General features: G+C 76.6%; 10 protein-coding genes. All 10 read right to left on the bottom strand.

Features of this window, described 5'->3' with window-relative positions; genetic code table 11:
- Window positions 1-1,894, bottom strand: a 1,894-nt coding sequence (locus tag AKI01S_RS27235; RefSeq protein WP_067824112.1) for a YehQ family protein, incomplete at its 3' end; no start/stop codon positions are given.
- Window positions 1,891-3,045 (bottom strand): VWA domain-containing protein, encoded by a 1,155-nt coding sequence (locus AKI01S_RS27240; RefSeq protein WP_067824115.1) that lies wholly within the window; start codon window positions 3,043-3,045, stop codon window positions 1,891-1,893. The genes AKI01S_RS27240 and AKI01S_RS27235, both read right to left, overlap by 4 nt.
- 127 nt (window positions 3,046-3,172) lie before the next feature.
- The gene (locus AKI01S_RS27245) at window positions 3,173-5,464 is read right to left on the bottom strand and encodes a DUF5682 family protein (protein WP_067824118.1); all 2,292 of its coding nucleotides are present in this window, start codon (window positions 5,462-5,464) and stop codon (window positions 3,173-3,175) included.
- Window positions 5,461-6,552 (bottom strand): ATP-binding protein, encoded by a 1,092-nt coding sequence (locus AKI01S_RS27250; protein WP_067824121.1) that lies wholly within the window; start codon window positions 6,550-6,552, stop codon window positions 5,461-5,463. The genes AKI01S_RS27245 and AKI01S_RS27250 overlap by 4 nt, the downstream gene beginning before the upstream one ends.
- Window positions 6,553-6,569: 17 nt before the next feature.
- Window positions 6,570-6,770 carry a hypothetical protein gene (locus AKI01S_RS27255; RefSeq protein WP_067824124.1) on the bottom strand — a complete coding sequence of 67 codons (201 nt, stop codon included), beginning with the start codon at window positions 6,768-6,770 and terminating at the stop codon, window positions 6,570-6,572.
- Between the two features lie 37 nt (window positions 6,771-6,807).
- Window positions 6,808-10,068 (bottom strand): DUF4132 domain-containing protein, encoded by a 3,261-nt coding sequence (locus AKI01S_RS27260; protein ID WP_067824127.1) that lies wholly within the window; start codon window positions 10,066-10,068, stop codon window positions 6,808-6,810.
- A gap of 6 nt (window positions 10,069-10,074) precedes the next feature.
- Window positions 10,075-13,389: a DUF4132 domain-containing protein gene (locus AKI01S_RS27265; RefSeq protein ID WP_218009822.1), complete on the bottom strand. Its 3,315-nt coding sequence runs from the start codon at window positions 13,387-13,389 to the stop codon at window positions 10,075-10,077.
- A 29-nt stretch (window positions 13,390-13,418) separates the two neighbouring features.
- A complete protein-coding gene (locus AKI01S_RS27270) occupies window positions 13,419-16,784 on the bottom strand; it encodes a DUF4132 domain-containing protein (RefSeq protein WP_084000299.1) in 3,366 nt (1,121 codons plus the stop codon).
- Window positions 16,785-16,950: 166 nt separating this feature from the next.
- Complete coding sequence (locus AKI01S_RS27275; protein ID WP_067824138.1) at window positions 16,951-20,256, bottom strand: DUF4132 domain-containing protein; 3,306 nt, start codon at window positions 20,254-20,256, stop codon at window positions 16,951-16,953.
- A gap of 48 nt (window positions 20,257-20,304) precedes the next feature.
- Entirely contained in the window at window positions 20,305-23,601 is a 3,297-nt protein-coding gene (locus tag AKI01S_RS27280) for a DUF4132 domain-containing protein (protein WP_067824143.1), read from the bottom strand.
- Between the last annotated feature and the right edge of the window lie 15 nt (window positions 23,602-23,616).

Genomic DNA, 23,616 nt, shown 5'->3' on the forward strand with positions numbered 1-23,616 from the left:
CCGCGGCGGCGGCCCGCAGCCCGATCCCGGCGAGCCCGGCGGCGGCGCGTTCGACGGCGGCGACCGTGCCGGGCGTGACGTGCAGCAGGCCCCGGTGGGCGGCGTCGGCGCAGGCGGCCAGGGCCTCGTCGAGCGCGGCGGTCAACGGGTCGGGGCGTTCCCCGGCGTGCGCGGCCAGGGCGGTCGCACCGTCGCCGGGGGCCAGGTCGGGCACCACGACGCCGCTCGCGGTCAGCACCGCGAGCGGCTCCAGCAGCAGGCGGCCCCGCGCGCGGCGCACCTCGGCGCTGACGAACCGGGGGCCGTCCTCCAGCGCGGCGGCCAGCGCGTCCAGCGCGCCGGGGCTGTACGGGGCGTGGGTCGCCGACAGCGTGGCGGTGGTCCCGGACCGGTCGGCGACCTCCGCCTCCAGGCGTTGCGCGCCGGGGTGGTAGCCGACCGAGCGCACCTCGGCGATCTCGACGACGCGGACGAACTCGGCGGCGACGCGGGGGCGGATCGGGCGCGGCGGCAGGGCGGCGATCCGCGCGTCGAACGCGGCCAGGTCGCGGACCAGCAGGGTCGCGGGCAGGTCCGCCCAGGCCGAGCCGAGCGGGCTGACGGTCGTGCGGCCGACCCTGCCGACCGGCAGCCGCACCGTGCGGCCCGCGCTGCGCACGGCGGTCTCGGACACGACGTTGCCGGTGGCCAGGGCCCGCAGCGTCGTGCCGGAGATCCGGCGGCCGGCCAGGTCGTGGCCGGTCAGGGCCGCGTCCCCGGGGACCTCCCAGTCGCGGGGCAGCACCAGCGTGACGCCCGCGCCGGGGTGGGCGAGGAACACCTCGGCGGTGCGGCGGCCGGCGGTGCCGCCGACGCGGCAGCCCAGCGCGGCCAGCCGGACCCGCCGCAGCGGCGTCTCGGCGGCCTCGTCGGTGCCGAGGACCTGGGAGCGGGGGCTGCCGTCCTCGTGGACGGCGGCGCGGTGGCGGGCGTGGACCTCGGCGAGCAGGGCGGCGAAGCGTTCGGGATCGTAGGCGGCGTCGCGGTGGGCGTAGCCGTCGAGCTGCCCGGCGATCTCCTGGAGGGCGGCGGCGGGCCAGTGCAGGTCGCGGGCGGTCAGGTCGCGGGCGGCGCGGCGCAGCGCGGTCGCCTGGACGGGCCCGGCGTGCATCGCGCCGTCGAGCAGGAGCCGGACGGCGAGCTCGACGGCGGACTCCAGTCCGCTGCCGGCCGCGGGCGCGACCGCGCCGCCGACGTCGAGCCGGACGTCGGGGCCGGTGAGGCCGCGTTCGTCGGCGGCGCGGAACGCCCACACCGCCAGCACCGCCATCTCGGCGCGGGTGGTCGCGGCGGCGTCGGTGTGGACGTAGCCGAGCTCGTCCGGCACCAGGAACCGGACGGTGCAGGTGGGCAGGTCGGCGGAGGGCACGGGGTCGGCCCCGGTGGGGCGGCGCAGGCGGGCGGCGTACCCGGCGCGGAGGGTGCGGCGGGCGGCGGTCAGGGCGCGTTCGCCGAACACGCGGGCCAGGGCGTCGTCGCCGAACACCCCCGGCGACCAGTCCACGAACGCCTCGGCGGGCTCCGGGGCCGCGTCCTTCGCGGGCTCGGCGGAGGACGCGGCGGAGGGCTCGGCGGGGGCGTCGCCCTGGCGCTGGTAGGCCAGGACCGCGCCGATGATGTGGCGGCACGTGCTGGTGGCGGCGCAGGTGCAGGCGGCCGCCTCCAGTCCCACGGCGGGGGGCAGGGTCGCCACGGGGCCGTCGGCGAACGTCGCGGTGAGCGCGCCGTCCCCGGCGACGGCCACCTCGGGGGCGTTGCCCGCGTCCAGGTCCTTGGCGGCGCGTTTGACCAGGCCCCGGTTGGCGAGGGCGGCCAGCGCGTCGGGGGTGAGGGCGAGCAGGTCGGCGCGGGTCACCGGCCGATCCTCTCGGCGACGAACGCGGCGAGCCGGCCGGGCGTCATCGCGCCCACGTGCGCGCCGACGTCGGCCCAGCGCTGCGCCATCCGCCGGTCGTAGTCGGGCTCGGCGTCCTCGTCGAGGGCGGCCAGGCCCAGCACCTGGGTGCCCTGCTGGCACAGCTCGCGGACCGACCGCACCAGGGCGTGCTCGTCGCCGCCCTCGTAGAAGTCGGTGACGACCGCGAGGATGGTGCGGCGCGGGTTGTCCACCAGGCCCGCGCCGTAGGAGACGGCGCGGGCGATGTCGGTGCCGCCGCCGAGCTGGACGCGCATGAGCAGTTCGACGGGGTCGGTGACGTCGGCGGTCAGGTCCACCACCTGGGTGTCGAACGCGACCAGGTGCGTCTTCAGCCCGGGCAGCCCCCACAGGCAGGCGGCGGTGACCGCGGAGTGGATGACCGACCCGACCATCGACCCGGACTGGTCGACCAGCAGGATGAGCTGCCAGTTCTCCAGGCGCTTGCGGGTGCGGGACAGGAACTTCGGGTGCTCGATGTACAGGCGGCGCTCGTCGGGCCGGTAGTGGGCGAGGTTGGCGCGGATCGTGCCCCTGAAGTCGAAGTCGCGGGCGAGCTTGAAGTTGCTGGGGCGGCGCGAGCGGGTGCCGTGGAACGCGCGCCGCACCTCCACCCGGAGCCGTTCGGTGAGCTCCCGCACCACCGCGTCGACGATGCGCCGCGCCATCGCCAGCACGTCGGGGTTCATCAGGTGCTTGGTGCGCAGGACGGCGCGCAGCAGCGCCTGGCTGGGCTCGACGCGGGCCAGCAGCGCGGGGTCGGTGACGATCTCGTGGATCTCGTAGCGTTCGACGGCGTCGCGCTCCAGGCGCTCGATCGTCTCCTTGGGGAACAGGCGGTGCACGTCGTCGAGCCAGTCCACGGCGGCGACGATCGAGTGGCCGGAGCCGCCCTCCCTGCCGCCGAGGGCGCCGCCGCGCCGCACGCCCCGGCGCTCCAGGTCGGGGTCGCGGCCGTACAGCCAGTCGAGGGCGGCGTCGCGGGCGGCGGCGTCCCCGGACAGCCCGCCGGAACAGGCGTCGGCGGGCGCCCCCAGGATGAGCCGCCAGCGTTCGAGATCGGGGTCGGGAGCGGGGGTGGGGGTGGTCATGGCGCCGCCTGGTCTGGACTGAGGAGTGTCAAGATCGGGAGCTTGCGAGCGATCGTGTAAACGACGAGGGAAGACCTGGCGTCCCAGCGCCAGGACCCGCCGCGCGGAGGCGCGGCAATGGACAGGGTCATGGCGGCGGGTCCTTCAGCAGTCCCTCGGTGGTCAGCAGGGTCGTGGCGCGCAGGTCCAGTTCGGCCGCGGCGGCGAGCAGTTCGGGTGGGGCGGCGGTGCGCAGCAGGGAGCGGGCCGAGCCGCGCAGGCCGCGCCGTTCCAGCAGGCCGCGCGCGATGGTCTCGCGTTCGCGGGGCGGGAAGAACGCGAACGCCTGCCGCAGCGCGGGCAGCGCGACCAGGAAGTCGGTCTCGGTGAGGCGGCCGACCAGCTCGTCCAGCACGGCCAGGACCGAGCCGTTCCCGGCGGTGATCACCTCGTCGCGGGCCAGGGCGAACAGCCCGGCCAGCCAGTCGCCGAGCACGCCGGGGGAGGCGGCCCCGCGGACCGCGCGTTCGGGGTCGGCGGCCGCGCCGGTCGCCCCGGCCAGCGACCAGCACAGCCCGAACGCCGCGCCGCGCAGGTCGGGGGGCGCGTCGGTGTCGGCGCTGACGCGCGCGGCGGTGGCGAGCACGGCCGCGCGGTCCAGGTCGATCACCTCGGCGGCGTGCAGGACGGCGTCGCGGACGGCGGCCAGGGCGCGCAGCCGTTCCAGGTCGGCGGGGGCGGGGCCGCCGCGCACGCCCTCGACCTGCCACAGCACGCGGCGGACGCAGCCGTCGATGACCGCGCCGAACAGCGGGCTCCCGGCGGTGCCGAGGACCCGGTCGTGCCGCCACAGGCCCAGTACCGTGCCGAGGACGTGCCCGAGCGCGCCGATGTCGGGCGCGTGCGCGATGCCGCGGCGCAGGGCCAGGGCGATCCGGTCCGACAGGTCGGCGCTGCCGCACAGCGCGGCGTCGAACAGCACGGCGGCCAGGGCCCGCATGTCGGGTCCGGCGGCGGCGATCCTCCCGTCGAGGGCGGCGGCCGCGGCCTCCCGGAGCGTCGCCCCGTACGCGCCCGCCTCGATCAGCGCGGGCAGCCGGTCGCCGTCCGGGGTCAGGGACCAGACCTCCTCCAGCACCGGGTCGGCGCCGCCGGCGGGGCCGGACTCGCGGCGGAACCCCGGGACGTCGAGCACCCGCAGCCGGTGCAGGGTGCGGCCGCGGGTCAGGTCGGGCTCGCCGGTCAGGTCCAGGGTGACGTGGCCGGCGCCGTCGAGGCCGAGGCGTTCCAGTTCGGCGGTGACGTCGTGGACGAGCGGCGGCGCGGGGGTGCCGGGCGCGAGCCGTCCCACGCGATCGCCGCTGAGCGCCCGCACCATCGCCACGACCGCCGGGTGCGCGCCGGACCGCAGCGGGCCCCGCCCGGTCCACGGCAGCCGCTGCTCCAGGTCGTCGGTCACCAGGGCGGCGACCAGGCCGTCCAGCAGGTCGGTGCGGGCGGGGGCGCGGTGGCCGCGCAGCCGCGTGAGGCCCTCGGTGAGGGTGCGGGCGGCGATGAGGTCGGCGGTGGACACCGGCTGCCTGCGTTCGCGCAGGCTCCGCACGACGGCCTCGGTGAGGGCGTCGGCGGCGGCCTGCGGGCCGTCCTCCCACACGCGCTGGTAGTACTCCGGTGACGGCATCCCCGACTGGTAGCCGGTGAACGCGTCGAGCCGCTTGAACGAGTACGGCACCAGGTAGCTGCCGCCGGTCGCGCCGTCCGGCGGGCGCGGCACCTCCGGCCAGCCCTTCTCCGGCGCGGCCCGCCCGGCCAGGGCCCGCAGGGCGGGGCGGTGGAACCCGCCGGTGACCACGACGACGGGACGCCCGGCCGCGTCGGCCTCGGCGGCCTTGATCCAGCGTGCCATGTACGCCTCGCGGGCGGTGTCGTCCTCCCCGGCCGCCGACTCGCCGCGCACCAGGTCGAAGTAGGCGGCCAGGCGGTCGGCCATGCCGTCGTCGTCCTGGATCTCCACCAGGTGGTCCCACAGCGCGTCGGTGTTGTCGACGGCGAACTCGCGGCACAGGCGCCCGGTGGCCTCGGCGTAGCGTTCCTCGGCGTCGGTGTAGCGGTTGCTGCGTCCGGCGAACGCCGGGTGCCAGGCGGGCAGGTCGATGAACCGGACCTCGGCCCCGGCGGCGCGGCCCTCGGTGAGCGCCACCCACTCCGGGGAGTAGGCGCAGAACGGCGTCCAGGAGGCGTGGCGGCGTTCGCCGTCCCGATGGTGGCTGAAGATCGCGACGGGGAGGGTGTGGCCGAGCAGCAGCTCGTCCAGCCGGTCGTTGAAGTCGGCGGGGCCCTCCACCAGCACGTGCGCGGGCCGCAGCTCGGCGATGGTGCGGCGGACCAGCCGCGCGCACGCGGGGCTGTGGTGGCGGACGCCGACGTAGGTGACGGTCACCGGCCCGGCAGCCGGTGGCGGGCGGCGTGCAGCGCCTTCCACTGCTCCCCGCCGCGGCGGGACGCCTGCTGCTCCAGGTAGCGGCGCAGCCGGGCCAGGTCCTCGGGGCTGTCCTTGGCGGCGGTCCCGGCCAGGCACTCGACGATGTCGGCGGCGTCGCCGGGCTCGCCGCGCAGGAACCAGCCGCGCACCCCGACCGCGTGTGCGACCGCCACGGCCTCGGCGGTGCTCATCACGGCGGAGGGGCGTTCGGTGGGCCGCCCGTCGGCGGTGCTGCCCGAGCGCAGCTCGCGGAACGTGGTGACCAGCACCTCCAGCACGTCGCGGCGCGGCGCGGCCTGGACGCCGGACCTCTCCAGCAGCGCGGCCGCCTCGGCCTCCACCAGCTCCAGCTCGGTGCCGAAGTCGGCGATGGGGAAGACGGTCTCGAAGTTGAAGCGGCGCTTGAGGGCGGCGCTCATCTCGTTGACGCCCCGGTCGCGGGTGTTGGCGGTGGCGATGACGTTGAACCCCTCGCGGGCGAACACCATCGCGTCGGGGCCGGTCAGCTCGGGCACCGCCAGCACCCGGTCCGACAGCGGCGACAGCAGCGAGTCCTGCACCTCCAGCGGGCAGCGGGTGATCTCCTCGAAGCGGACGACCTTGCCCTCGGCCATGCCGCGCAGCAGCGGCGCGGGCACCAGCGACCGGGTGGAGGGGCCCTCGGCGACCAGCAGGGCGTAGTTCCAGGAGTACTTGATCTGGTCCTCGGTGGTGGCCGCGCCGCCCTGGATGGTGAGGGTGGAGTCGCCGGACACCGCCGCCGCGATCAGCTCCGACAGCAGCGACTTGGCGGTGCCGGGCTCCCCCACCAGCATCAGGCCGCGGCTGGTGGCCAGGGTCACCAGGGAACGGTCGATCAGCGACGGGTCGCCGACGAACTTGCGGCGGACCCCCAGCGCGTCGTCGCCGACGATGAACCGGCGCGCGGCGTCCAGGCTGAGCGCCCAGCCCGGCGGGCGGGGCGCGGCGTCGTTCTGGCGGAGCCGTTCCAGTTCGTCGGCGAACCGCGCCTCGGCGGGCGGGCGTTGCACCATCTGCTCGGTCATCGAGGGGTCTTTCCGTGTCACTGGGTCAGGGCGGTGAGGTCGGCGATCACTAGGGAGGGCCGCGTCCGCTCGATCAGCCCGGCCAGGGAACGCCGGGCCGCCGGACGCGGCGGCGCGGCGTCGCCGGGCAGGCCGCCGCGCCGGGGGTGGACGTTCCGCGCCCAGCCCTCGGGCAGGACCAGGGCGTCCTCGTCGGGAGCGGCAAGCCGGTCGATCATGGGGTTCACCGTAGGGGACACCTGCGACATTCCACGATCAGGCCGGGGTTTCCGTCAGGCCGGCGAGGTCGGCGAGGACCTCGGAGGCGGTCACCGGGTCGAGTTCGCCGAACGCGTGCGTGGCGTCGTCGCGCCCTTCGAGGTCCTCGCAGATCCGGACGCGGTCGAGGAGCTGGTCGCCGGAGTCGGCCGGGTGTCCGGCGACGACGCCCGGGTCCAGGTCGATCACGACGTGCAGGCCGCCGGGCGCGGGCCGGGCGATGTGGTCGGCGACGCCGCCGTCCCACGGCTCGCCGCGCCGCCACCCGCGCCGTTCCAGGTCGAGGATTCGCCCGACCGGCACCGTGACCCCCTCGAAGCGGGTCAGGCGGGCGCTGTGGCGCTCGGCGTCGGCGAGGGCGTGCACGGGGCGGTCGAGCTGCGGGAACGGCTGGGCGATCTCATAGTCGTCGAACACCTCCGCCCACGCCCCGAGGTCGCCGCCGAGGCGCGCCGGGTGGGCGACCCCGATCCGCGCCGTGCCGGGGAGGGTGAGTGCGTCGTCGTTCACGTCGGCGAACGTGCGGTCCTCGGCCGGCCGGAACGCGGTCGTCCCGGCGCCGGTCTCGGCCAGCCACACCAGCCGCCGCGCCAGGTGCCACAGCAGCGGGTGCCCGACGACATGGCTCCGGAAGTCCTCCGGCGTCCAGCTGGCGCCGGTCACCATCGCCGTCTCCAACCGCCGGACCTGCCCGTCGGCGACGGCCCGGACGTCCTCGCGGAGGACGGCGAACCGCCGCCGGGCGGCGGCCGCCAGGGTCTCGTCGTCCTTCACGCCCGGCTTCGGCAGCGCCTTGCGGGGCCTGCCGTCCTCGTCCCGCACGGCCAGGGCGAGCCGTTCGTCGAACCCGACCGTGAAGCGGCGCGGGCCGTAGTCGAGGGTGAGGACGCCGTCGGCGGGCAGGCCGAGGTCGGGGACGGCGCGGTCGGCGAGCTGCTCGACGGTGAGGCCCCGCCGCCGCGCGACCTCCGCGAACCTCTCCCGGGCGCGTTCCCGCAGGCCCCGGTACCGCGCCGTCTCCGCGATCCCGTGCAGGTGGGCCAGCGCGAGGCCGGTGCCGATCCCGGCGAGGACGTCCAGGCCCGCGACGGCCCTGCCGTGGCCGCCCTTTCCCGGCCAGGCGCGGACCAGGGGGACGAGGCGGCGGACGGTCCCGTCGTCGCCGAGCAGGCCGAGCTGGGTGAACGCCCAGCCGTCGCCGGACGGGGCGCCGTTGTCCTCCCAGCGGCGGAACAGCTCCCACCCGAACGCGCTCAGGGACTCCGGATCGCACGCCCGCCGGACCTCGGCCACGCCCGGATGCGGCGTGCCGGGCCGCGACAGCGCCAGCAGGGCGAGCAGGTGGGTGACGGCGGCGGGCGGCAGCGCCCGGTCGCGTCCGGCGAGGAGGACCCGCGGGAGCACGGCGGGATCGGCCCAGTCCCCGATCACCGGCGGCTCGGCCGGCGCCCGGCCGAGCCGGTGGGTCCGCTCGAGGGTCTCGATCGCGGTGGCGGCCTCGTCGCCGTACTCGCGCGCCGTCGCCACGAGCGCAGCGGAACCGTGCTCGTCCGCCAGCAGCGCCAGGGCCTCGGTGGCGAGGCGCCGTGCCCGGACCGGTTTCCCCAGGGCGGCGGGGATGAGCAGGCGCGCGGCGTCCATGCCGTGCCATCCGAGCCAGGCGATCGTGTGGGGGCGGGTCCGCTTCCGGTCCAGCCATTCCGCCATGAGGGCGGCGACCTCCGCGTCCAGGTAAGGGAGCAGCAGCCCCCCGCACTCCCTCGGGTCCGCCCGGGCGGCCCGCACCGCCGGCCGGAACGCGTCGGCGCCGTGACGGGCGACGACCGCCCGCATGCGTCTGGTGCCGGCGGCGTCCCAGGAGAGCGTGGCGTTCCAGAGCGCGAGCATCCCCTTGGCGTACTCGTCGGGAGCGGCGATGAGCATGTCCAGCACCTCGTCGGGGCGCAGCCGACCGGTCCGGAACCGCAGGTGCTCCCTCGCCCAGTCGGTGTCCTCCGGGCGGTCTCGCCGCCACACCGACGCGGCCCAGGCGTCCCGTTCGCCGTCCGGCCAGGACACCCGGAGGCCGGGCGGTGTCAGGCCCGGCACGACCGGCGCGGCCTCGCGCGGGCGGTTCCACGGCGGGTCGGCCAGGACGGCGGGGAGTTCCTCCGGCCCGGCGTCCGGGACTCCCACACGGCCGGTTCCGGCGGCGCGGACCTCGGCGGGCAGGTCGTCGGTGCGCAGCTCGGGGTGGGCGCGCAGGTGGTCGTCGAGCAGTTCGGCGACGCGGGGGTCGGCGGCCAGCGGGGCCAGCAGGCCGAGGGCGCGGCGCGGGAAACGCCGGGCGGCGGCGAGCAGCGCGGGCGGCACGCGCCCGTCGTCGCGGCGGTCGAGCAGGGCCCGGAACGCCTCGTCGCCGGGCAGCAGCGCGACCGCCTCCAGGAGCCGCCCGGCCTCGGCGGCGGCCAGATCGCCGCTCTCGTCGAGGCTGGTCAGCAGCACCGGCAGGGCGGCCGGGCCGAGGCCGTCCAGCAGCGTGGCGACGACGTCGAGGGTGCGTTCGCCCCAGCCCAGCGCCGCCCGCCGGCCGAGCACGGCCACGTGCTCGGCCGTGCCGATCGAGCACAGGACCAGCCGGCGGTCCTCGGCGTTCCTGGTGATCTCCCGGCACGCCTCGGTGACCCAGTCGTGCCGGGTCGGCACCAGGTAGGCGACGACGAGCCGCCGCCGGGGCGAGGTGCGCAGCCCGGCCAGCCGCCGCACGGCCTCGGCGTACGCGCCCTCGTCGGCGGCGGCCAGCAGCGTGCGCATCCGGCGGCCCGCGCCCTCGGGGCCGACGCCGCATCCGTTGCGGCGCTGGACCCGCATGACGTCGCCCCGGGTCCAGGACGCCCGGAACGACCCCCACTCCACCAGCGCGCACGCCGCGAAGGCGGGGCCGTGCTCGGCGGTCCAGGCGTCCACGCACGTCCCCGGCACGTCGCGGTCCCGCTCCCGCACCCCCAGGACGGCCGCGACCGTCCCCGCGCCGGTGGGGTCGGCCTCCCCCTCCAGGTACCGGCGGGCGGCCTCGGCAAGGTCCGGGTCACCCTCGCGCTTGGTCAGCAGCGAGTCGAGGGCGGGCTGCTTCTCCGCGACCAGGTCCGCCAGCTCCGTGCGCGCCGCCCGCCGGGCCGACGTCCGGGAGCGGGGCAGCCCGCCGCGCCGGGGATGGATCCCGCGGGCCCAGCCGGCGGGGAGCGTCAGGGTGTTCTCGTCGTGGGGAGGATTCGGCATGGCGGGTCAGCCCCGGGTCTCCGTCAGGTCGGCGAGGTCGGCGAGGACCTCGGAGGCGGTCACCGGGTCGAGCGCGGCGAACGGCCGTTCCAGGGGTCCCGCGTCGTAGTGGTCGTCGGGCGCGGTGCCGAGCCAGAGATGATGGATCGTCTGCCGGGGGGCGCTGGCCAGATGGGACACGTGGACGCCGGGTTCGAGGTTGGCCACGACGTGCAGGCCGTCCGCGACGGGCTTGGAGATCCAGCGTTCGAACCCCGCGTCCAGCGCCGGGCCCCGCACCCAGCCGCGCCGTTCCAGGCCGAGGACCAGGCCGGTCGGCACGGTGACGCCCTCGAAGCGGGGCAGCCGCGTGCCGTCGCGCTCGGTGTCGGTGAGGGCGTGGACGGGCCGTCCGAGCTGCGGGAACGGCTGGAGGATCTCGTAGTCGGCGAACACCTCCGCCCACGCCTTGAGGTCGTCGCCCAGGTGGATCGGGTGCGGCAGGTGGACCGGCGCGGTGCCGGGCAGGTCGAACGCGTCGTCGTCGACGTCGGCGAGCGTGCCGTCCTCGGCGACGCGGAACGCCGTGCCGTCGGCCTGCCAGACCAGGCGGCGGGCCAGGTGCCGGATCAGGGGGTGCTCCACGACGTGGGTGCGGAACTCCTCCGCCGTCCACCGGCGGCCGGTGACCATGGCCCGCTCCAGACGGTGGACCTCACCGGAGGCGACGGCCCGCACGTCCTTCTTCATCTGGGCGAACCGCTGGTAGGCGGCCTCCGCCGCTTCCGGGTCGTCCTTGGCGCCCGGCTTGGGCAGGGACTTGCGCGGCTTGCCGGACTCATCCCGGACGAACGGCCTGAGCTGCTCGTCGAACCCGACCGTGAAACGGCGCGGACCGTAGTCCAGGACCATGCTCCCGTCGGCGTCCAGCCCGAAGTCGGGCACCAGGCGGTCGGCGAGCTGGTCGGCGGTGAGGCCGAGGACGTCGGCGACCTCCCCGATCTTCTCCTGCGCGCGTTCCCTCAGCGCCTTGAACCTCACCTTCCGCGCGATGCCGTTGAGGTGCGTCAGCGCCGTCTCGGTGCCGATCGCGGCCAGCACGTCCAGGCCGACGACGGCCTTGTGGTGGCCGTTCTCCCCCGGCCACGCCCGGATGACCGGGGTGAGGCGGCGGACGGTGTCGTCGTCGCCGGTCAGCGCGAGCTGCGCGAGCGCCCAGCCGCCCCCGGCCGGGGAGCCGCCGCGCTCCCACTCCCGGAACAGCGCCCAGCCGAACGCCGCCAGCGACGCCGGGTCGCACGCCTCACGCACCTCCGCGAGGAGGGGGTAGGGGGCGTCGGGCCGCGAGACCGCCAGCATCGTGATCAGGTGGCCGGTCGCCGCGAGCGGCAGGGCCCGTTCGCGGCCGCGCAGCAGCACCGGGGGCAGCACGGCGGGATCGGCCCAGGTCCCGATGGACGGCATGGGCTCGGGCAGCGTGGCCAGGGGGTCGCGGGCCGCCAGCCCGGCGACGGCGTCCGCGGCCTGGTCGCCGTACTCGCGGGCCGCCGCCACGACCGCGTCGGCGCCGACGCGGTCCACCAGGAACAGCAGGGCGCGTTCGGCGTCGCGGCGCGCCTTCCCTCCCGGCTTGCCGAGCGCCGCCGGGACCAGGGGGCGGGCGGCGTCGGCCCCGTGGCGTTCGAACCACGCCTCCGCCGCGGGCCGGATCCGCTTGCCCTTCTCCAGCCCGCCCGCCATGAGCTTGGCGACGTCGGCGTCCAGGTAGGGCAGCAGGATCTCGCCGCAGTCACCGGAGCTCGCCTTGACGGCGGCCATCGCGAACGGGAACGCGTCGATCTCGAACCGCGCCACGACGGTCCGCAGCCACGGCACGTCGTCGCCGCTCGCCAGCTCCGCTCCCCACCAGCCGCCCACCAGCGGCCGGACCAGCTCCACGGGGGCCAGTTGCAGCAGGTCGACACTGTCGCGCCACTTCAGGCGTCTTTCGGCGAACCGCCGGACGGCCTCCGCCCAGTCGGTGTCGGGGCCGGTCCATCGGTCGTCGAACAGGTGCGGGGTCGCCCAGCTCTCGCGTTCCCCCTCGCTCCAGACGACGCGCGGCTCACCGAGGGGTTTCAGGCCCTTGACGACGACCGGTTCCGCGTTCGGGCGCGCGCGGGTCCACGGCGGGGAGACCAGCGACTCGGGCAGGTCCTCCGGCGCGGCGTCGGGGACGCGTCCGCCCGCCGCCTCCAGCGTCTCGACCACGGCGCGGACGTCGGCGGGCAGGTCGGCGTCGCGGAGCCGGGGGTGGACGCGCAGGTGCGCGGCGAGCAGGTCGGCGACGTCCGGTGCGGCGGCCTCGGCGGCGTAGATCCGCAGCGCCCGCTCGGGGAACCGCCGGGCCGCCGCGAGCAGCGCCGGTCCCGCGAACCGCCGGTCGCGCCGCTCCAGCAGCGCCCGGAACGCCTCGTCGGTGGGGATCACGGAGATCGCCTCGAGGACCAGCCGGAGGGCGGCGGCGTCCACCCGGTCGTGGTCGTAGGTGCGCAGTAGGAGGGGCAGCGCGGCGGGGCCGAGCCCGTCGAGCAGGGTGGCGAGCATCGCGGGCGTGGCCTCGCCCCAGGCCAGCAGCAGCCGGTCGCCGAACAGCCCGAGGTGTTCGGGAGCGAGCGCGCTCAGGAGGAGCTCGCGGTCCGCTCCCGGCGGGCGGGCGGTCAGGTCGTCGACCTCCGCGAGCCAGTCGGGACGGCCCGGGACCAGGTACGCCGTCCACTCCCGGCGCTGCGGGGTGGTGCGCAGCTCCGCCAGGCGCGCGACGACCTCCCGGTGGTCGTCCTCGCCCGCGACGGCCAGCAGCGCGCGCATGCGGCGGAGCCGCCCGTCCTCGCGGGGAAACTGGACCTTGCGCACGACGCCGACCCACGCACCCCGCCAGTCTCCGCCGGCCGCGCGCTCCGGGGCGAGCCCGTCGCGTTCCACCACCGCGCACGCGGCGAACGCCAGGCCGTGTTCCCGGACCCATCCGTCCACGAACACGCCCGGTGTGGCCCCGTCCACGCCCGCCAGGCCCACGACGGCCGCGACCGCCGCCGCCCCGGCGGGATCGGCCTTCCCGTCCAGGTGGCGTCGGGCCGCCTCGGCCAGATCGGGCTCCCCGGCCCGCCCGGCCAGCAGCGAGTCGAGGGCGGGCCGCGCCTTCGCGACCACCCGCCGCAGGGCGGCCCCGGCCGAGTCCCGGACCCGGACGTCGACGGCGGCGTTGACGGCGTGGCCGTCGCGGCGGGGGTGCGTCCGGCCGGCCCACTCCTCGGGGAGGGCCAGGGTGTTCTCGTCCTGCGGGGTGAGCGTCTCGGGCATGCGGATCACCGTAGGGGACATCACCGACATCACGCCCCGGTGAGCTCGGTGAGGTCGGCGAGGACCTCGGAGGCGGTCACCGGGTCCAGGTCACCGAAACGCGAGCCGGAGTCGTCGTCCGCGCGGAGGTGACCGCCGGGGCCGGTGTCGAGGGCGATGTGGATGAGGCGCTGCTCGGGCCAGAAGTCGGGGTCCCCCACCGAAACACCGGGATCCAGGTGCACCACCAGGGAGCGGCCGTCGGGCAGGGGGCGGAGGATCCATCCCTGGATGCCCGCGTCCTGGGCCTCCCCGCGCGCCCAGCCGCGCCGCTCCAGGCCGAGGATCCGGTGGGTCGGGACGGTGGCGTCCGCGAACCGGTCCAGGGTCCGGGAGGCGCGCTCGGCGTCGGTGAGCGTGTGGACGGGACGGCCGAGCTGCGGGAACGGCTGCACGATCTCGTAGTCGGCGAGCAGCTCGCTCCATGCCCCGGTCCCCTCCCCGAGGTCCAGCGGGTGGGCGATGCCGACACGGGCGGTGCCCGGGAGGGTGAACGGGTCGTCGTTCACGTCGGCGAACGTGCCGTCCTCGGCGACACGGAACGCCGTGGTCGCGTTCCCGTCCTCGGCCAGCCACACCAGGCGGCGCATCAGATGTCCCAGCAGCGGATGCGCCACGAACAGGTCCCGGAACTCGGCGGCCGTCCAGCGGCGGCGGTGCACCATGGCCGATTCGAGGCGGTGGATCTGGTCGGAGGCGACAGTCCGGACGTCCTTCTTCAGCGCCGCGAACCGCTTGTAGGCGTCTCCCGCCAGCGTCTCGTCGTCCTTGACTCCCGGCCTGGGCAACGCCGTGCGGGGCTTGCCGTTCTCATCGCGGACGAACGGCTTGAGCCGCTCGTCGAAGCCCACGGTGAAACGGCGCGGACCGTAGTCGAGGACGAGGCGGCCGTCGGCGTCCAGGCCGAAGTCGGGGACCAGACGGTCGGCGAGCCGGTCGGCCGTGAGCCCCAGCCTGTCGGCGACCTCCCCGATCTTCTCCCGGGCGCTGGCCTTCAGTCCCTTGAACTTCACCTTCTGGGCGATGGCGTGCAGGTGCATCAACGCCACGTCGGTGCCGATCGCCGCCAGCACGTCCAGCCCGGCGACGGCCTTCTTGTGCCCGCCCTCGCCGGGCCAGGACCGGATGAGCGGGGTGAGCCGCCGCACCGTCTCGTCGTCGCCGGTCAGCCCGAGCTGCGTCAGCGCCCACCCGTCCTTGGACGGCGCGCCCGCCGCCTGCCAGCGTTCGAACAGCGCCCAGCCGAACTCGGCCAGCGACGCCGGGTCGCACACCTCCCGGACCACGCCGACGCCCGGATAGACCTCGTCCAGCGGTGACATCGCCAGCATCGTGACGACGTGCCGCGTCGCGTCGGGGGGCAGGGCGCGTTCGCGGTCGCGCAGCAGCGGTCGCGGCAGGAGGGTGGCGTCCGCCCAGTCACCGGGCTTGGGGATGCGGGCAGGAAACCGCTCCAGAGGATCGGTGTTCAGGAGTTCCCCGATCGCGGCGGCGGCCTGGTCGCCGTACTCGCGGGCGGCGGCCAGCACCGTCTCGGCCCCGCTGTGGGCGGCCAGGGCCAGCAACGCGCCCTCGGCGTCGCGCCGCTCCGGCCCCGGCTCACCGAGGGCGTCGGGGACCAGCAGCCGGGCGGCGGCGGTGCCGTGCCGCGCCAGCCAGCGCAGCGCCACCGGACGCACGGATTTCAGGCGGGCCCGCCAGTCGGCCATCCGCCGGGCCACCTCGACGCTCCGGAACGGCGCGAGCCCCTGCGCGCCGGTGGCGGCCCTGGCGTCCGCGACCCGCAGGATCAGCGGCAGCGCGTCCGTCCCGAACCGCGCCGCGACCGAACGCTGCCAGTCCTCGGCGTACCACACCTCCTCGGGCGCCCACTCCGCCAGCACCGGAGGCAGCAGGTGATCGGGCGCGTCGAGCAGGGCCGCGGCCGCGCCGTACGAGGACAGCGTCCCGGCGAGCATCTCCGCGACCCGCTTCTCCCAGTCGACGCCGGGTTCCCTCCAGCTGAAGACCTCCGGTCTCCTCGCCCACTCCTCGCGCTCGCCCTCCGCCCAGCACAGCTCCGGCTCGGCGGGCGGGGTCAGCCCGGTCAGCACCGTCCGCCGCACCGGCCTGCGCTCGCGCGTCCACGGCGGCGACACCAGCAGGTCCGGAAGGCCGCCGGACGGCGCGTCCGGGACCCGCGCCGACGAACGCGTGATCTCCTCGATCGCCCTGCGCGCCTCGTCCGGCAGCGCGGGCAGGACCTCCGCCACCAGGTCCGTCGAGGTCATCACGTGGTCGCGCAGCAGCGACGACAGCAGCTCCGCCTTCCGGCCCGTCCCCTCGGCCGCCGCGGGAAGCAGCCGCAGCGCCCGCACCGGGAACCGCTTCACCGCCTTCGCCAGGGCGGGACCCGTGTACTTGTCCCCGGCGCCGTCCGCGAGGACCTGGAACGCCCCGTCGTCCGGGAGCACCGACAGCGCGTTCACCAGCAGCTTGTGAGCGTCGGCCGGGAGGTGCGCGCCGCCCAGCGCCTTCCGCACGGCCGGGGCCGTTCCCGCGCCGGCCCCGTCGGCGATGGTGGCGATGATGTCGAGATGCCACTCGTACCACCCCAGGTCCGCGTGCGCGCCCAGCCCGGCGGCCTGCTCGGGCGAGCCCACCGCGCACCACAGCATCCAGTGGCAGGACTTCTCGCCGGTGGTGGCGTCCGGCAGCTCGCCCAGGCACCCGTCCAGCCAGTCCGCCCGTTCGGGAAGGAGATAGGACGCGATGATCCGCCGCAGCGGGGTGTCCCGCGCCCCCTCCAGCGACTCCAGCGCCGCCCGGTACTCCGCCTCGTCGGCGGCGACCAGCAGGGCGCGCATCCGGCGGGCGGCGGACCGCGCGGCCCACCAGCGCCCCATCTGGTCGTCCTCCCGGACCGGCCCGAGCCCGAACGCCTTGTACCGCGCGCCCTCGCTCCAGGTGCCCCAGTCGGTCTGCATCGACCCCATCTCGACCAGCGCGCGGGCGGCGAACGCCAACCCGTGCTCGGCGGCCCAGGCGTCGATGACGCGCGCGTGCAGGTCGTCGGGGAGGTCCTCCAGCGCCCGGCCGACCAGCATCGCGATCCCCGCGGCTCCCACCGGATCGGCCTCGCCCCTCAGGTGCGCCCACATCCGTTCGGCTATCGCGGCGTCCACGCGGCCTTGCGCCAGGCTCGCCCGGAGGGTCGCGCTCGTCCGTTCCGTGTGGTCGCGCATCTCCCGCACGGCCTCGGCGTCCACTCCGGGAACGGAAACGGGAGTGCCGCCGCGCCGGGGGTGCAGGCGGCTCCGCCAGGCGGCGGGCAGGATCAACGAGTCCTCGTCGGGGAGGGTGGAGGGTGTGTTCACGGTGTTTCCCAGGGAGGGTCGGAGGGTTCAGGATCCGGTCGAGGAGGTCGGGTCGCCCGGTGTCTCGGAGCCGGTCACCGGGTCCGCCGGGCGGTGGGGAGGGAGAGGGTGCCCTCGGCGGAGGGGGTGATCATGGCACCTGAAGGCAGGGGGCGGGTCGGACGTTTCAGTGGTCGGCGGTGGTCAGTGCGGTGAGGTCGGCGAGGACCTCCGAGGCCGTGACGGCGTCCAGGTCGCCGAACCGGACGTCCTCGGCGGAGCGGGAGGCGCCGCTGACGGGGAGGGTGCCGAGCCGGACGCGTTCCACGGTCTGGTCGGGGCCGTCCTCGTCGGAGTCGTAGGGCACGCCCGGGGACAGGTCGACGACGACGTGCCGGTCGGGGGCGAGCGTGCGGAAGATCCACCGCACGATGCCGTCCGGCGCGTCGCCGGGCAGCCAGCCCCGTTTCCGCATGTGCCACACGTTCGGGGCGGGGACGGCGCTTCCCTCGAAGCGCACCGGCCGGTGGCCGTCGCGTTCGGCGTCGGTGAGGGTGAACACGGGCCGGTGGAGCTGGTCGAACGGCTGCGTGATCTCGTAGTCGTCGAACACCTCCGTCCAGGCCGCCAGGTCGCCGCCCAGCTCGGCCGGGTGGGCGACGCCGACCCGCGCGGAGGCGGACGGCTCCAGCGCGTCGTCGTGCACGTCGGCGAACGAGCGGTCCTCCGCCAGCCGGAACGCGGTCGTCCCGTCCCCGTCCTCGGCCACCCACACGAGGCGGCGCACCAGGTGCCAGACCAGGGGATGCGCCACCAGCAGGTCGCGGAACCCCTCCACCGGCCAGCGGCGGCGGCCCAGCATCGCCGCCTCCAGGCGCCTGATCTGGGTCTCGGCGACGCCGCGCACGTCCTTCCTCAGCCCGGTGAACGTCGCGTACGCGGCGGGGGCCAGGACGGGGTCGTCCTTGGCCCCGGGTTTGGGGAGGGTCCTGCGGGGCGTGCCGTCCTCGGTGGTGACGTGGGGGCGCAGGTGCTCGTCGAAGCCGACGTGGAAGCGGCGCGGCCCGTAGTCCAGGAGCATGCCGCCCTCGGCGTCCAGGCCGAAGTCGGGGACCAGGCGGTCGGCGAGCCGGTCGGGTGTCAGCTCCAGCTCGGCGGCGAGCTGGTCGAGCCGCTGCCGGGCGCGGGCCCGCAGGGCCACGGACGTGCCCTTCCCGGCGGCGTCGTGCAGGTGCAGCAGGGCGACCTGGGTGCCGATGTCGGCGAGGGCGTCGACCCCGGCGAGGGCGCGGGTGGTCCCGCCCTCCCTCGGCCACCGCCGGAGCAGCGGGGCGAGCCGCCGGACGGTGGCGTCGTCGCCGAGCGCGCCGAGCTGCGTCAGCGCCCAGCCGTCCCGGCGCGGCAGGCCGTGCGCCCGCCACGTCTCGAACACCGCCCAGGAGAACTCCGCCAGCGACGCCGGATCGCACAGCTCCCGCACCACCGCCAGGCCCGGATAGTGCTCGCCGGGCTTGGACAGCGCCATCATCGACAGCAGGTGCCCCACGGCGGTGGCGGGCAGCGCGGTCGAACGGTCCCGCAGCAGCACCTGGGGCAGCAGGGCCGGGGCCGCCCACGCGCCGAGCCTGGGCATGCGGGCGGGGAGCACCTCCAGGGGATCGGCCGACAGCAGCGCCTCGACCGCGGCGGTGGCCTCCTCCCCGAACGGCCGGGCCTCCGCGACCACCGCGCCGGCGCCGGAGCGGGCGGCCAGGAAGCGCAGCGCGCCCTCGGCGTTGCGGCGCTCCTGTCCCGCCGGGCCCAGCGCCACCGGGACCAGGAACGGGACCGCCGCCGTCCCGTGCCGTCCGAACCACGCGCGGGCGACGGAGCGGGTCGCCTTGCGCCGCACCAGCCAGTCCGCCATCACCCCGGCCACCTCGGCGTCGCGGAGCGGCAGCAGCGCCCGCCCCGTGACGACCGCGGACTCGGCGACGAACCCCCTGACCACGGGCAGCGCGTCGAACGCGAACCGGGCCACCAGGATCCGGGCGATCTCGCCGGGGTCGCCGAAGGAGGCGGGGCCGCGCGTCCACTCCGCCAGCAGCGGACGGGCCAGGTCCTCGGGGGCGTGGGTCAGCACGAACGCCTCCCAGTGGAGCGGGGCGTCCTCCTTCCGGTAGCGCTCGACCTCCATCGTCCAGTCGATGCCCGTGAACCGCGCGGTGCCCGCGCCGGGCGCCCACGCCTCGCGTTCGCCCGGCGTCCAGACCACGGCCCGTTCGTCCGGGGGCTCCAGCCCTTCGACCACGGCCGGGCGGGCGGCGCGGCGCCTGCGCGTCCACGGCGGCTCCACCAGCAGCGGGGGCAGTGCCTCCGGTGGCGCCTCGGGGACCCCGTCCGCCGTGGCGGTGGCCTCCTCGACGGCGCGGCGGGCCGGGGCGGGCAGCTCCGGCAGCACCGCCTCGGCGACCCCGGGACGGGCCAGCAGGTGGGCGCGCAGCAGTTCGGCGGCCCGCTCGTCCCCGCCCGCGGCGGCCCCGGCCAGCAGGCGCGCCGCGCGCCGGGGGAACCGTTCCACCATGGTGAGCAGGAAGGAGCGGACGTACCGCTGGTCGCTCCGGTCCAGGAGCGTCTGGAACGCCTCGTCGGTCGGCAGCAGCGCCACCGCTGTCAGCAGGTCCTTGCGGTCGCCGCCCTTCCCGCCGTCGAGCGTGTCGCGGAGCAGCGGCAGCGCCGCCGCTCCGGCCGCCTCCAGGAGGCTGCCGAGCACATGGGCGGAGAGGGAGGACAGTTCCGGGCCGCCGGGCCGGTCGAGCCGTTCGGGCCCGTCCAGCGAGCAGTGGAGCATCCAGCGGAAGCCGCTGCCGGGGTCGGGCGGGTCGGCCCAGACGTCGTCCACCCATTCCCGCCGGGTCGGGTCCAGATAGGCGGCGATCATCCGCTGGTCGGGGGTGCGGCGCCACTCCGCCAGCCGGGCCACGGTCTCGGCGTGCACGTCCGGGTCGGCGGCGGCCAGCAGCGTCCGCAACCGGCGCGCCTCCTCCCCCGGGATCCGCCGGGCGCGTTGGCCCCCGCTGCGCAGGGCGGGCACCGACCGGTCGTCGGTGGCCTTCGTCCAGTCGACCGCCACCTCGGCGCAGGCGGCGAACGCGCAGGCCGCGAACGGCAGGCCGTGGTCGGCGACCCACACGTCCGGCAGCGCCACCCGGGTCTCCGGGAGAAGCCCCTTCCCGCACCCGGCGACGGTCTCGGCGACCACCGCCGCGCCCAGCGGGTCGGCCCGGCCCGCCCGGTGGGCCCGCGCCGCGGCGACCAGCGCGGCGTCGGAGTGCTCGTGGCCGAGCACGTCCTCGATGTGGGGCCCGGCCGCGGCGATCTCGGCGCGGACCCGGTCCATCGCGGCCTCGTCCGGTGGCGCGACGGGCACCGCGAGCCCGCCGCGCCGGGGATGGAGTTGTCGCCGCCAGGCGGCGGGCAGGACCAGCGCGTCCTCGCCGGAGGGGGAGATCATGGCGCCGACCGTAGCGGAGGAGCCCGACGTTTCCGGCGGGTTCCGGCGTCAGGCGGATTCCACCAGCGCGGTCAGGTCGGCCAGCACCTCCGAGGCCGTCACCGGGTCCAGGTCGCCGAAGCGCGCCACGGCCGCGCGTTCGGGGGCGTAGGCGACGGACTCGGTGCCGATCCAGACGCGCTCCACGGTCTGGTCGGGGTCGTCCTCGGTGTCGTAGGGGATGCCGGGCGACACGACGATCATGACGTGGCGGTCGGCGGCGAGGCGGCGGACCAGCCAGCGCGCGTCGTCCATCTCCCACGGCGGGGAGCTGCGCAGCCAGCCGCGGCCGTGCAGGCGCCGCAGCGCCGCGCAGGAGACGACGGCCCTCTCGAAGCGCGTCAGCCGGTGGTCGTCGCGTTCGGCGTCGGTGAGGGCGAGGGCGGGGCGCGACAGCTGCGCGAACGGCTGCGTGATCTCGTAGTCGGCGAACACCTCCGCCCAGGCCGCCAGGTCATCGCCCAGCTCGACGGGGTGGGCGACGCCGATCCGCGCGGAGGCGGGCAGCGTCAGCACGTCGTCGTGCACGTCGGCGAACGAGCGGTCCTCCGCGACGCGGAACGCGGTCGTCTTGTCGCCGTCCTCGGCCACCCACACCAGGCGGCGCACCAGGTGCCAGACCAGGGGATGCGCCACCAGCAGGTCGCCGAACTCCTCCGCCGACCAGCGGCGGCGCTCCAGCATCGCCGCCTCCAGACGCCTGACCTGGGCGGTGGCGGTGGCGGGGACCTCCTTCCCCAGCCGGGCGAACAGCTTGGCCGCGGCGGGCGCGAGGTCGGGGTCGTCGTTCCCGGCGGGCCGGGGCAGCGTCCTGAGGCGGGAGCCGTCCCCGTCCACGACGTAGGGCCGGAGCATCTCGTCGAAGCCGACGTGGAAGCGGCGCGGCCCGTAGTCCAGGACCATGCTCCCCCGCGCGTCCAGGCCGAAGTCGGGGACCAGGCGGTCGGCGAGCCGGTCGGGCGTCAGCCCGAGCCCGGCGGCGATCTCCTCGATCCTCTCCCGGGCGCGGGCCCGCAGCCCCTTGGCCTTGGCGCGCTGGGTGATGTCGTGCAGGCACAGCAGCGCGGTCTCGGTGCCGATCTCGGCCAGCACCTCCACGCCGGTGGCGGCGCGGGTGGTGCCGCCCTCCCCCGGCCACCGCCTGACCAGCGGGGTGAGCCGCCGGGCGGTGGCGTCGTCGCCGAACGCGCCGAGCTGCGCCAGCGCCCACATCTCCTTGGTGGGCGTGTCCTGGTCCAGCCACGCCTGGAACACCGACCAGGAGAACCGCCGCAGCGACGCCTCGTCGCACAGCTCCCGCACCACCGCCAGGCCCGCGTAGTGGTCGTCGGGCTTGGACAGCGCCATCATCGACAGCAGGTGCCCCACGGCGGCGTCGGGCAGGGCGGCCGAACGGTCGCGCAGCATCAGCGGGGGCAGCAGGGCCGGGGTCGCCCACGCGCCGAGCTTCGGCATGCGCGCCGGAAGAACCTCCAGGGGATCGACCGACAGCATCTCCCCGATCGCGGCGGCGGCCTCCTCCCCGAACGGCCGGGTCTCCGCGACCACCGCGTCGGCGCCGGAGCGGGCGGCCAGGAAACGCAAGGCACCCTCGGCGTTGCGACGCTCCTGCCCCACCGGGCCCAGCGCCGCCGGAACCAGGAACGGGACCACCGCCGTCCCGTGCCGCCGGAACCACGACTGCGCGACGGCCCGGCCGGTCCCGCGCCGCACCAGCCAGTCGGCCATCACCGCCGCCACCCCGGCGTCGCGGAACGGCAGCAGCGCCCCGCCCGACACCCTCGGCGCGGTGTCCGCCCACGACAGGGCGAGGGGAAGGGCGTCGAACCCGAACCGCGCGACCAGCGCGCGCACGCTGTCGGCCGGGTATCTCAGCTCGATCCCCTCCCAGTCCTCCACCAGGGGGCGGACCAGGTCCTCCGGGGCGTGGGTCAGCGTGAACGCCTCGCCGCGTTCGGGAAGGTGTCCCTCGCGGATCTCACGGACCTCGGCTTCCCAGTCGACTCCGGCGAACCGGGTGGCCCCCAGCCCGGGGGCCCACTTCTCGCGTTCGCCGGGGTTCCAGACCACGGCCCGTTCGTCGGGGACCGCCAGGCCCCCGATCACGGTGGGACGGGCGGCGCGGCGTCCGCGCGTCCACGGCGGCTCCACCAGCAGCCGGGGCAGCGCCTCCGGCGGCGCCTCGGGGACCGCGGCGTCGGCGATGATCTCCTCGACGACGCGGCGGGCCGGGGCGGGCAGCTCCGGCAGCACCGTCCCGGCGGCTTCGGGATGCCTCCCCAGGTGCCGGCGCAGCAGCTCGGGGGCGTGGTCGTGCTCGTCCACGGCGGCCGCCGCCAGCAGCCGCACCGCGCGCCGGGGGAAGCGCTCCATCGCCTCGCGCAGCGGGCGCCGGGCCCGCCGCTCGTCGGCGCGGTCCAGCAGCGTCCGGAACGCCTCGTCGGTCGGCAGCAGCGCCACCGCCGCCAGCAGGTCCCCGCGATCCGCTCGGCCCGCGTGGTCGATCACGTCGCGCAGCATCGGCAGCGCCGCCGCGCCGACCCCCTCGAGGAGGGTGGCCAGCACGCCCCGGTCGACTCTCGGCCCCAGCGCCAGACCCCCCAGCCGTTCGGGGCCGTCCAGCAGGCAGTAGAGCATCCAGAGCCGTCCTTGGCCCGGATGGGGCCGGTTCGAGAAGACGTCGTCCACCCACGCCCGCCGGGTGGGGTCCAGGTAGGCGGTCATGACGCGCTGGGCGGGGGTCCGCCGCCAGTCCTCCAGCCGCGCCACGGTCTCGGCGTGGACGTCGGGGTCGGCGACGGCCAGCAGCGACCGCAGCCGCCGTGCCGTCGCGCCGTCGTCCCGGATCTCGTCCTCCCCTGCCCACACCAGGAAGTACTCCCGTCCCGCGCGGATGTCGGGCCGGTCCCAGTCGACCGCCACCTCGTCGGTCGCGGCGTACGCGCAGGCGGCGAACGGCAGCCCGCGTCCGGCGACCCACAGGTCCACCAGCGCCGCGTGGTCCGCCTCGGAGGGACGTGCGGTGACGAGCAGCGCCATGGCCGCCGCGCCCAGGGGGTCGGGGTCGCCGCCGAGGTAGGCCCGCAGGTGCTCGACGAGCGCGGGGTCCGAACGCCGGTGGACGAGAGCCTGCGTCAGCCGCTCCGCGGCGCCCTCGACGAACACGAGGGTCCGCCGCAGCGCCTCCTCGTCCGGCGGCACGACCGGCACCGGAAGGCCGCCCCGCCGGGGGTGCAGGACCTCGCGCCAGTCGGCGGGCAGGATCAGGGAGTCCTCGTCGGAGGGAACGGGGGAGGGAGCGTTCATGGCACCTGAGGGTAG

This window comes from Actinomadura kijaniata NBRC 14229, assembly GCF_001552175.1.
In the GTDB taxonomy this organism is placed as follows: Bacteria; Actinomycetota; Actinomycetes; order Streptosporangiales; family Streptosporangiaceae; genus Spirillospora; species Spirillospora kijaniata.